Below are 502 nucleotides of genomic sequence, written 5' to 3'. Positions count from 1 at the left end.
CCAGCCGGCCTCGGATCAGCGGACCACGCTCAAGATCGAATGGCGCGGTCGCTTCCACAGCCACCAGTCGCTGCAACTCGCCTGCCGTATCCGCCATGCCCCGGAGGTCGTGCTGCACCAAGGCAAAGCCTGCCTCCGCCGCAGCAACCTGCTGCACCGGCAAGCCGTCGTCACCCTGATAAAATACGGTCCGCAGCGCCTCGTGCCGCGTCACGATCCGGTCCAGCGCGCACACCAGCGCCTCTCGCTCAAGCCTCCCGATCAGCCGCAATCCACNNNTCCACAGCCACCAGTCGCTGCAACTCGCCTGCCGCTTCCGCCATGCTCCGGAGGTCGTGCTCGCTCAAGGCAAAGCCCGCCTCCGCCGCAGCAACCTGCTGCACCGGCAAGCCGTCGTCACCCTGATAAAATACGGTCCGCAGCGCCTCGTGCCGCGTCACGATCCGGTCCAGCGCGCACACCAGCGCCTCTCGCTCAAGCCTCCCGATCAGCCGCAATCCAG

General features: G+C 67.1%; 2 protein-coding genes (both cut by a window edge). Both read right to left on the bottom strand.

Features of this window, described 5'->3' with window-relative positions:
* Positions 1-235, bottom strand: partial view of a condensation domain-containing protein gene (locus HL671_RS39270; RefSeq protein WP_470287767.1) — the beginning only. Its footprint begins 257 nt before the window's first position; the window shows 235 of its 492 coding nt (coding positions 1-235); its start codon is at positions 233-235; its stop codon lies beyond the left edge, outside the window.
* Between the two features lie 13 nt (positions 236-248).
* A protein-coding gene (locus tag HL671_RS08320) for a condensation domain-containing protein (protein WP_210263809.1) crosses the window boundary here: on the bottom strand, positions 249-502 show its 3' portion. It continues 169 nt past the right edge of the window; 254 of the gene's 423 nt are visible here — the last part of the coding sequence; its start codon lies beyond the right edge, outside the window; its stop codon occupies positions 249-251.

The sequence above is a fragment of the Bradyrhizobium denitrificans genome, from assembly GCF_013179005.1.
Lineage (GTDB): Bacteria > Pseudomonadota > Alphaproteobacteria > Rhizobiales > Xanthobacteraceae > Bradyrhizobium > Bradyrhizobium denitrificans.
This window is presented reverse-complemented; position numbering and strand designations above follow the sequence as displayed.